Raw genomic sequence first — 9,614 nt, forward strand, 5'->3', positions numbered from 1 at the left:
GACGTCGACACTCGCGCCCGATTCCTCGACCAGGCGCTCGCCAAGCTGGTCGCGCAACACCCTGCCCATGATTTCCAGCACATGGCCCTCGGCGAGGTCATCGAGTTGGAACGGCCCGTAGGAGATACGGATCAGCCGCGTCACGTCGAGGCCGAGCGAACCCAGGATGTTCCTGACTTCGCGGTTCTTGCCCTCGCGCAGGCCGATCGTCAGCCAGGCATTGGTGCCTTGCTCGCGATCGAGCGTCGCTTCGATGGCGCCGTAAAAGACGCCGTCGACGGCGATGCCTTCGCGCAGGCCGGCAAGCGCGCTTTCCTCGACCTTGCCGTGGACGCGCACGCGGTAGCGGCGCAGCCAGCCGGTGGCCGGCAGTTCGAGCACGCGCGACAGGCCGCCATCATTGGTGAGCAGCAGCAGGCCTTCGGTGTTGATGTCGAGCCGGCCGATGGTCATCAGCCGTGGCAATTCAGCCGGCAGCACGTCGAAGACGGTCTTGCGGCCCTCGGGATCGCGGTTGGTGGTGACGACGCCGGCCGGCTTGTGGAACAGGAACAGCCTTGTGCGCTCGATCGGCGGGATTTCCATACCGTCGAGATGGATGATGTCATCAGGCATCACGTTGAAGGCCGGTGAAGTCAGAGCGCGACCATTGACCTTGACGCGGCCGGCGGCAATCAGCTCCTCGGCATCGCGGCGCGAGGCGAGGCCGGCGCGGGCCAGCCGCTTGGCGATGCGCTCGCCTGCCTCTTCCGCAGCCTCGGCGGGACGCGGGCGTGGCTTGAAGCTGCCGCCTGACGCGCCTTGCGGCCGATCGTTGAAATCCCGCTTCGGGCGATCGCTGAAGTCACGCTTTGGGCGATCGACGGCGTCACGCGGGGCGCGGTCACTGAAATCGCGCTTGGGACGGTCGAAGCGCTTTTCGCCGCCCGCTGCCGCCGCAGCCGGCCGGTCGCCCCGCGGTGCATAGGGTTTGCGTGGCCCTTCGCGCTTCTCGTAGGGCTTGCGCTCGCCTTCAGCGGCCACCGGGCGGTCGCCGCGCGGCGCATAGGGCTTGCGTGGCCCCTCGCGCTTTTCATACGGTTTGCGCTCGCCTTCTGCGGCCATTGGACGATCGCCGCGCGGTGCGTAGGGCTTGCGCGGTCCTTCGCGCTTTTCATAGGGCTTGTGCTCGCCTTCGGCGGCCATTGGGCGATCGCCGCGCGGTGCATAGGGCTTGCGCGGCCCCTCGCGTTTCTCAAAAGGCTTGCCTTCGGGACGCGGGCCTTTGCTGAAAGGCTTGTCGCCGCCCTTGAAATCGCGCTTCGGCCGCTCGCCATCGGCAGCCATCGGCCGGTCGCCACGCGGTGCGTAAGGTTTCTTGGCGCCAAAGGACGGTTTGCCGCCCTTGCCCGCGGCGCCATCGCGGCTGCGCGGTCCCGCGGCTTTCGGCCCACTCTTGGCCGGCCCCTTCCTGGGTCGGAATTTCTTGTCGTTGTCGTCCATGTGGCCTTTATCCGTTTGCGCTGCTACAGCGTGGCGCATCCTTTCGGGCGCGCAACGAACGCTGTAGCACTTTTGATGTGGCGCATGATCATTTTCGAAAACCGAGTCCCGATTTTCGATGTCATGCGCTCCATAACAGGATCACCGTCAGGTGGCGAGGAGATAATCGGAGTGGAAATCGCGTGAAGCGGCCCGATTTCATGGCGCTGGCGCTGAAGGAGGCCGAAGCTGCCGCCTTGCGAGGCGAAGTGCCGGTCGGCGCCGTCATCGCCAACGGCGCTGGTGTTGTCGCCAGCGCCGGCAACCGCACACGCGAACTTGCCGACCCGACCGCGCATGCCGAGATGCTGGTCATCCGCGAAGCCTGCCGCAAACTGTCGGCCGAGCGGCTGACCGGGCACGATCTCTATGTGACGCTGGAGCCTTGCGCCATGTGCGCCGGCGCCATTTCCTTCGCCCGGCTGCGCCGGCTTTATTTCGGCGCCGCCGACGACAAGGGCGGCGCTGTGGTCAATGGCGTGCGCTTCTTCGCCTCGCCGACCTGCCACCACGCGCCCGACATCTATCCGGGCATGGGCGAGACCGAAGCAGGCCTGCTGCTTAAAGGATTTTTTCGGGAGCGGCGCGGCTGAAGCGGGCGCTACGCCCGGCGACACAATTCGGTGTTCTTACAGCCAATCGAACCAGCCGCTGCCCTTCTTGCCTTCCGCCTCTTTCTTGAGACGGCGTTCCTTCTTGTACTCGTCCTCGCCAAGCTCGTTCTGCGGCGCGGTGCCGGCCGCGACACGATACTGCACTGGAGGCTCGCTCAGATATTTGCGGGTGTTCGGATCGCCCTGCTTGCTGTCGGCGAGGCGACGCTGGATCTCGGCGGCACGGCCTTTGTCGGAATCGGCCGGTGTCCATGCCGGCGGGTGGCTCGAGCCTGACTCCGCCATCGCCCTTTTCACCGAGGCCGGATCGGTTTGCACGTCGTCGACGATCTCCGACTGATAGGCCGGGTCGTTCTGATGGGCGGTGGCATCGGCCCGCAAGCGGGCGCGGCGCTGCTCGGGCGATTCGGGCCATTCGGCGCTCGCCGTCTCGATGCTGTCCTGCGGGGCCGGCAGCGCTTCCTTCTGGCCGGGCGCCGGCTTTACAAGCGTCGGACGCGGCTTGTAGTCGATCTGTTCCTTGCGCTTCGGCGCAAATGAAAAGGCGCCTGAAATATCGCCGGCCAGCTGTTCGCCGGCGGTCTTGTCGGTGCCGTAGGTCGGAGAGCCCATGCAGCCGGACAAAGCGAGGCCCGACGCGACAAGCGGCGCCAGCAGCGCCAGGCGCGCATTATATCTCTCGGTCATGCCAAAAAGTCCCACTCTAGACAGCCTCTCGATTGCCACCAGCCTCGTGGCCGGTCCCCATCGTCCAAGCACTTGCGACGGAAATCCGGCGACAATTTGTCTTCCGGAGTTTCGCGTGTTTACCTCAACCACTCGTTAAGGGCAACGCGCGGGCGGTTTTCACCCGCCCGGCGTGGCATTTGTGCACCGATCAAGCTGGCCGGCCTGTCAAAGCCGGCCAAGCGCCTTCAATTCATGCAGCACCGCCGCATCCCTGGCCGAAACATCCGGGAATTCCGGATCCTGGCCGACATCGGCGGTGTAGCGCCATGAGCGTGCGCATTTTAACAGGCCGCGATCCTCGGCCTTCTCGACCACCACGGCGACACCCCTGACGTCGTCGATCGCGAAGGCACCAGCCGGTGCCTCGCCATGCGCGATGACCAGATCGCTGGTGATCGCCATCTCGGCCATGTCGACATCTGAAATCGCCGCTTCGAGCGCTGCATCGTTGATGGTGACGACCGGCACCGCTTCCAGCGACGATCCGATCACCTTCTGGGCGCGCGCGATCTCCAGCGCGCCGGTGACGACGCGCCGCACCTGCCGCACCTGGCGCCACTTTTCCGCCAACGCCTCGTTCTGCCAGTCCGCCGGGATTTGCGGGAACTGGTCGAGATGCACCGAGACCGCGTCGGGATGACGATCGAGCCAGGCCTCCTCCATGGTGAAGGGCAGCATCGGCGCCAGCCATTTCACCAGGCAATCGAAGAGATGGCGCACCACCTGCACCGAAGCCTTGCGCTTCAGGCTCGACGGCGCGTCGCAGTAGAGCGCGTCCTTGCGGATGTCGAAATAGAACGCCGACAGCTCGACCACCATGAAATCGAGCAGCATGCGGGTGATGCGCTTGAACTCGAAAGCGTCGTAGCCCGAGCGCACGACCTCATCGAGCTCGGCCAGCCGGTGCAGCATCAGCCGCTCCAGCTCCGGCATCTTCTCCAGCGGCACCTCTTCGCCATCGTCATGGGCGAGCGTGCCGAGCATCCAGCGGATGGTGTTGCGCAGCTTGCGGTAGGCATCGATGTTGGTCTGCAGCACGTTCTTGCCGAGCCGCTGGTCCTCCCAGTAGTCGGTCGTCACCACCCACAGACGCAGGATATCGGCGCCCGACTGCTTGATGACGTCCTGCGGCACCACGGTGTTGCCGAGCGACTTCGACATCTTGCGGCCATCCTCGTCCATGGTGAAACCATGGGTGACGACAGTATCGTAAGGCGCCCTGCCCCTGGTGCCGCAGCTTTCCAGCAGCGAGGAATGGAACCAGCCGCGATGCTGGTCGGAGCCTTCGAGATAGACGTCGGCCGGCCATTTCAGGTCAGGGCGATCCTCCAGCGTGAAGACATGCGTCGAGCCCGAATCGAACCAGACGTCGAGGATGTCCATCACCTGCTTCCATTTGGAGGCATCGTGATTGCCAAGGAAACGCTCCTTGGCGCCAGCGGCGAACCAGGCGTCGGCGCCCTCCTTCTCGAAGGCGTCCATGATGCGCTGGTTGACCGCTTCGTCCTTCAGCACATTGCCGTCGACATCGGCGAAGACGGCGATCGGCACGCCCCAGGCGCGCTGGCGCGACAGCACCCAGTCCGGGCGCTCCTCGATCATGGCGCGGATGCGGTTCTGGCCGGCGGCGGGCACGAAACGGGTTTCGTCGATGGCCTTGAGCGCCCGGCTGCGCAGCGTCGAGCCGTCGCCGAGGTCCTTGTCCATATAAACGAACCATTGCGGCGTGTTGCGGAAGATGATCGGTTTTTTGGACCGCCACGAATGCGGATAGCTGTGCTTCAGCCGGCCACGCGCGAACAGCGCGTTGCGCTTGATCAGCTCGTCGATGACGGCCTGGTTGGCGTTGCCCTTCTTGCCGTTGTCGTCGATGACGCGCGCCGGTCCACCCTCGCGGTCCGGTCCGAAACCCGGCGCGTCCTTGGTGAAGAAGCCGCCATCGTCAACGGTGAACGGGATGGCGGGATCGATGCCGCGTGCGCGCAGATCCACCGCCGCGTCCATCCAGGCGTCAAAGTCCTCGCGGCCGTGTCCGGGCGCGGTGTGGACGAAGCCGGTGCCGGCATCGTCGGTGACATGGTCACCGGCGAGCATCGGAACGGCAAATTCGTAGCCGCCGCCCAAGCCCTTGAGCGGATGTGAAAGCGTAAGGCTTCCAAGCTCTTGCGCCGAGACGCTGCGGAGACGATTCAAGGTGACCTTGGCCTTGGCCGAGGAGTCTTCGGCCAGTGCGTCGGCAAAGATCAGCTTTTCGCCCGGCTGCGGGCCGAACGCGTTCTCGGCTGCCGTGACCTCGTAGAGGCCATAATTTATACGCGGCGAATAGTTGACGGCGCGGTTGCCTGGGATCGTCCACGGCGTCGTCGTCCAGATGACGACGTGGGCCTGCAGCAGATCGAGGGCGCCCTCCGTCAGCTTGGTCTGGCCATCGTCAATGGGGCGGACAAGGCTGGCGACCGGAAACTTCACCCAGATCGTGTCGCTCTCATAGTCGTGGTATTCGATCTCGGCCTCGGCCAGCGCCGTGCGCTCGACCACGCTCCACATCACCGGCTTGGAGCCGCGATAGAGCTGGCCCGACATGGCAAATTTCAAAAGCTCGCCGGCGATGCGCGACTCGGCATGGAAAGCCATCGTCGTATAGGGGTTCTTGAAGTCGCCGATGACGCCGAGGCGCTGGAACTCGGCCCCCTGCACTGTGATCCAACCCGCGGCGAATTCGCGGCATTCCTTGCGGAACTCGTTAACCGGTACCTCGTCCTTGTTCTTGCCCTTGGCGCGGTACTGCTCCTCGATCTTCCATTCGATCGGCAGGCCGTGACAGTCCCAGCCGGGCACATAGTTCGAGTCGTAACCGCGCATCTGGAACGAGCGGGTGATGACGTCCTTGAGGATCTTGTTCAGCGCATGGCCGATATGGATGTTGCCATTGGCGTAGGGCGGGCCGTCATGCAGCACGTATTTCGTGCGGCCGGCAGCGCTCTCGCGCAGCTTGCGGTAGAGATCCATGTCCTGCCAGCGCTTGACCAGCAGCGGCTCCTTCTCCGGCAAGCCGGCGCGCATCGGGAAGTCCGTCTGCGGCAAATAAAGCGTCTTGGAATAGTCGATCGTTTCAGTTGTGTCGGTCATTGGTCTGCCATGTGCATTGCCCGGCGGGCGTACAAGCTCGGGCGTGAACTATCATGTTATGAAAAAAGCGCGAGGGGCGCGCAGAAACTCCCGGCGGCTCCGGCGGCGCTCAGGCCACCCGGAACACCGGGCCTGTAATTCGTATCGCGATCGCGAAAAGGCGCGAAAAGCTGGTCATGGCTGGGCTTTTAGCCGAAGCCACGGCAGGAATAAAGCGTCTCTCGTTCGATTCACCTACATCGTGAAATCGAAGCGGTAGGTGGTCGACACGCCGACCGTGAACTGGTTGCGGTCGCCACGCTCCTTGACCAGGCTGGAATCGGCCGCCGGTCCCATCAGGCGCGAATATTCGCCAAACAGGCTGGCGGTCATCGGCTCGGTCACCTTCCAGGTTATGGCGCCGCCAAGGCCGGTCGATTTCAGCCCGCCACCGGGATGGTATTCGCTCAGGCCCGAGGCCACCGCCTCCTGCGCGTTGACGCCATAATAGGCGTCAAAATAGTTGCCAGAGGCGAAGGAAACACGCGGTCCTCCCGAAATCCTGACGGTCGGCGTCACGTCGTAAAAGGCATCGGCGGCGATGTCGGCGACAAAGCCGTTGTGGGCGCGAATGCCGTGGCGCAGCTCGGCGCGGGCGCGCAGCCAGTCCGTCGGATAGAATTCGAAGAAGCCGCCGACTTCGCCGCCCCAGCGCACCGGATCGAGGCCCTTCAGTTCATCGGCGTTGTCGTCGTCGCGGGAAAACAGGAACTTGCCGGTCAGGCCGGCGCGGACACCGCCATCGTCGACCAGCGCCAACGAGATGTTGTCGTTGCGCGAGACAAAGCGTGCCGCCGGTCCGGCCTTGCCCAATGAGATGATGGGTTGGGCGCTCAGCATGTATTTCCTGCCGCCCTCGAAATTGGGCGCGACCAGGCCGGTGGCGCCAACGGTCAGATACCAGTCGCCGGACAGCCAGCTGCCCTCGCCCGCATTGGCGGCGCCCGCCCCGCCCAGCACCGCAGCGGCCAACACTAGAGAGATTCTTCCGACCGGACTCATGGCCACTCCACTAACACGACACACACGATTACCGATGACAGCTTTGACGGCCGTTTGGTAAAATTTGATTTAAACCCGAGACATACGCTCGCGCTTTGCCGCGATGCCGCTGCCGGTCATCGACTGGACGTTGGCCCGCGCCCGGATTACCTTCCATCCGCAGTATTCCGCAGCCCTCGATGGAGACCGCGACAATGACCCTGCATGGCGACGCCCTGAAAATCGCGATCGAACAGACACGGACAAAATGGGGATGGTTTGTCGCGCTCGGTGTGCTGCTGCTCATCTTCGGCGGCATTGCCTTCGCCAACCTGTTCGTCGCCACGGTGGCTTCCGTCTACGTCGTGGGATGGCTGATGCTGATGGCGGGCATCATCGAGATCGTGCACGCGTTCGGCGTCAAGACCTGGAGCCGCTTCTTCTACTGGCTGCTCAGCGGACTGCTGTACGCCGTTGCCGGCTTCTTCGCTTTCGGCAATCCGTTGCTTGCCTCGGCGGTGCTGACATTCCTGCTGGCGATTGCGCTGGTCGCGTCAGGGGTGCTCAGGGCCTGGGTCGGCTACAGCCATCGGCCGGAACGCGGCTGGGGCTGGATCGTCGCTGCCGGTGTCATCACCGCGCTTGCGGGCCTGATCATCGCCATGGGCTGGCCGGTCAACAGCCTGTGGGTGCTCGGTCTGTTCCTGGCGATCGATCTGATCTTCCAGGGCTGGACCTTCATCGCCGTTGGCCTGGCACTGAAGAAGTAGCTTAAAATGCCATCGCAGCGTCGAGGTCGGAGAGCGGCCTGACGCCGGCAAGCAGCGCGCGTGCCTCGGCTTCATCGCGCTTCATCTGCGCGACCAGCGCGTCGAGCCCCTCGAACTTCACCTCCGGACGCAGGAAACCGAAGAAGGAAACCTGACAAACCTCGCCATAGAGGTCGCCGGAGAAATCGAAGACAAAGGTTTCCAGCAGCGGCGCGCCGTTGTCGTCGACTGTCGGGCGTCGGCCAAAGCTGGCGACGCCGTCGTGAAGCGTGCCGTCGGCGCGGCGGAAGCGGACGGCATAGATGCCCTCCCTGAGTGCGGCTTCAGCCGACAGCCTCATATTCGCGGTTGGAAAGCCAAGGGTGCGGCCAAGCTGCTGTCCGCCGACCACCTCGCTTTCGACGGTGAACCGGTAGCCGAGCAGACCGGCGGCTTCAGCCACTTCACCCTCGCCCAGCAATCCGCGGATACGGCTGGACGACACCACCTCGGCGCCCTCGTCCCGGAACGCGTCGACGAGCGTGACGCCGAAGCCGTGACGCTCGCCGGCCGCCATCAGGTAGGCCGGGCCGCCCTGACGATCCTTGCCGAAATGGAAGTCGAACCCGGTTACGGCGTGAGTAATGCCGAGGTTCGTTTCCAGCACATCCGTCACGAACGCTTCCGCCGACAGCGAGGCGAAGTCGCGCGTGAACGGCTGCTCGACGAGCGCGGCAAAGCCCAGCAGCGACAGCAGCCGCGCCTTCATCGGCGGCGGCGTCAGCACGAACAACGGGATATCAGGCCTGAAGATCTTGCGCGGATGCGGTTCGAATGTCAGCACCAGGGCCGGCACGCCGCGCCGTCCTGCCTCCGCCGAGGCTCGCTCGAGCACCGCCTGATGGCCGCGATGGACGCCATCGAAATTGCCGATCGCCACGACGCCGCCGCGCAGGTCGGCGGGAAGCGGCGCGGTTGCCAGGATGCGCTGGAAGGCTGCCATCGTCACCTACCGAAGTCTGGGAATGACGGCCACCGGACCATAGCCATGCTTTTCCAGGAAGGCCGCCAATCTTGCCGGATCCGGTTGCAGGGCATCGCCATAGTCGCGGGCATGGATACCGCCGGAGACATAAAGAACATCGAAGCCATTGTCGGCGGCGCCCTTCACATCGGTCATCATGCCGTCGCCGATGGCCAGCACCTGGCCGCGCTCGACCGGCTGGCCAAGAATCTCGGCAACCTCCTTCATCGCGAGATTGTAGATCGGCGCGTAAGGTTTTCCAGCGATCAATGTGCGGCCGCCGAGCTGGGCATAGTCACGCGCCAGCGCGCCGGCACACCAGATGATGCGTTCGCCACGTTCGACCACGATGTCGGGATTTGCGCAGATGAAAGGCAGGTTCCTGGCGCGCAGCCGCCGCAGGAGCTCCGCGTAATCCTCGGGCTTCTCGACCTCGTCGTCGAACAGGCCGGTACAGACGACGCCGGACGCCTCGAACTCCTCGACAAGCTCGACGTCGAGACCTTCATAGAGGGTGAAGTCGCGGTCGGCGCCGATATGGAAAATCTTGCGCGGCCCTTCGGCGATCAGATCCCGGGTCACGTCGCCTGAGGTAACCACCCGGTCGTAGGCTGACGGTGGAACACCGATCGCGTTCATCTGCGCCACGACATCGGCACTTCTGCGCGGCGAATTGGTGATCAGGACGACGGGGATTTTCGCCTCTCGAGCCCTTGCCAATGCGGAGGCCGCCACAGGGAAATGCGTTTCGCCATTATGGACCACGCCCCAGACGTCGCACAGGATTGCCGAATAGGCCTTCGACACGTCTTCGGGCGAGCCGATGAT

Annotated in this window: 8 protein-coding genes; 2 read left to right on the top strand and 6 right to left on the bottom strand. The window is 64.3% G+C overall.

Going from position 1 to position 9,614, the window contains the following annotated elements; translation table 11 throughout:
* Positions 1-1,482: pseudouridine synthase (locus EOA22_RS15005; RefSeq protein ID WP_127390057.1), on the bottom strand; the 1,482-nt coding region annotated here is incomplete at its 3' end.
* Between the two features lie 182 nt (positions 1,483-1,664).
* Here EOA22_RS15005 and EOA22_RS15010 point away from each other — a divergent pair.
* Complete coding sequence (locus EOA22_RS15010; RefSeq protein WP_013532358.1) at positions 1,665-2,114, top strand: nucleoside deaminase; 450 nt, start codon at positions 1,665-1,667, stop codon at positions 2,112-2,114.
* A 36-nt stretch (positions 2,115-2,150) separates the two neighbouring features.
* Here EOA22_RS15010 and EOA22_RS15015 read toward each other — a convergent pair whose 3' ends face one another.
* From EOA22_RS15015 to EOA22_RS15025, 3 genes are all read right to left on the bottom strand, one after another.
* Entirely contained in the window at positions 2,151-2,822 is a 672-nt protein-coding gene (locus EOA22_RS15015; protein ID WP_013532359.1) for a hypothetical protein, read from the bottom strand.
* A 207-nt stretch (positions 2,823-3,029) separates the two neighbouring features.
* Complete coding sequence (gene ileS / locus EOA22_RS15020; RefSeq protein WP_063167720.1) at positions 3,030-5,993, bottom strand: isoleucine--tRNA ligase; 2,964 nt, start codon at positions 5,991-5,993, stop codon at positions 3,030-3,032.
* A 234-nt stretch (positions 5,994-6,227) separates the two neighbouring features.
* The gene (locus EOA22_RS15025; protein WP_024504841.1) at positions 6,228-7,034 is read right to left on the bottom strand and encodes a MipA/OmpV family protein; all 807 of its coding nucleotides are present in this window, start codon (positions 7,032-7,034) and stop codon (positions 6,228-6,230) included.
* 194 nt (positions 7,035-7,228) lie between these two features.
* On the opposite strand from EOA22_RS15025, the gene EOA22_RS15030 reads away from it, so the two are divergent.
* Positions 7,229-7,783, top strand: coding sequence for an HdeD family acid-resistance protein (locus tag EOA22_RS15030; RefSeq protein WP_013532362.1), 555 nt, complete (start codon positions 7,229-7,231; stop codon positions 7,781-7,783).
* Position 7,784: 1 nt separating this feature from the next.
* Here the strand turns inward: EOA22_RS15030 and EOA22_RS15035 are convergent, their stop codons facing one another.
* Together EOA22_RS15035 and EOA22_RS15040 are read right to left on the bottom strand one after the other, a co-directional pair.
* Entirely contained in the window at positions 7,785-8,765 is a 981-nt protein-coding gene (locus EOA22_RS15035; RefSeq protein ID WP_063170200.1) for a bifunctional riboflavin kinase/FAD synthetase, read from the bottom strand.
* Between the two features lie 6 nt (positions 8,766-8,771).
* On the bottom strand, positions 8,772-9,614 hold an 843-nt coding region (locus EOA22_RS15040; RefSeq protein ID WP_245478638.1), incomplete at its 5' end, for a TIGR01459 family HAD-type hydrolase.

Origin of the sequence: Mesorhizobium sp. M7A.F.Ca.US.014.04.1.1 (assembly GCF_003998745.1) — a bacterium.
In the GTDB taxonomy this organism is placed as follows: domain Bacteria; phylum Pseudomonadota; class Alphaproteobacteria; order Rhizobiales; family Rhizobiaceae; genus Mesorhizobium; species Mesorhizobium ciceri.